The sequence below is a fragment of the Arthrobacter sp. Cr_A7 genome (assembly GCF_029222765.1).
GTDB lineage: Bacteria > Actinomycetota > Actinomycetes > Actinomycetales > Micrococcaceae > Arthrobacter.
In genome coordinates, this window is the sequence record NZ_JARHXQ010000344.1 from 1 (window position 1) to 440 (window position 440).

1 protein-coding gene is annotated in these 440 nt (G+C 63.6%); it reads right to left on the reverse strand.

Features of this window, described 5'->3' with window-relative positions; all coding sequences use genetic code 11:
- Nucleotides 1-99 precede the first annotated feature (99 nt).
- Nucleotides 100-440 (reverse strand): substrate-binding domain-containing protein (locus P2Q66_RS20645; protein WP_275731163.1); only part of this gene is annotated, 341 nt, incomplete at its 5' end.

A 440-nucleotide genomic window follows, 5' to 3' on the forward strand; every position in this document is an offset into this window, starting at 1 on the left:
TGCCTCAGCAGCTCAAGCTCCGGATCGGACATGATGCGCCTTTCATGAGGAGTGTCAGTTCCCAGTATGGCCCTGCTTTCCCGGCACTGGTTCCCGGGGTCAGCTGCGGACCGGTCCTGTTGATTCCCGGTAGATCAGTTCCATGGGCGGAAGCACCAGGGGGTTGGCGGGTGGCTGTTCGCCGCGGATCCGTGCCGTCAGCTCGGCCATGCTGCGGGCACCGAGTGCCTCAAGGTCCATGTGCACCGTGGACAGGGAGGGAATGTGGAATTTCGATTCCGGAGTGTCGTCCCAGCCAAACACGCTGACATGGTCCGGGACGGAGATGCCTCGATCGTGCAATGCACGGATGACGCCGATGGCCATCTGGTCGTTCGCCGCCACCACCGCGGTGACGTCCGTTGCGGCAGCCACCTCGAGTCCAGCCTCGTAACCGGACG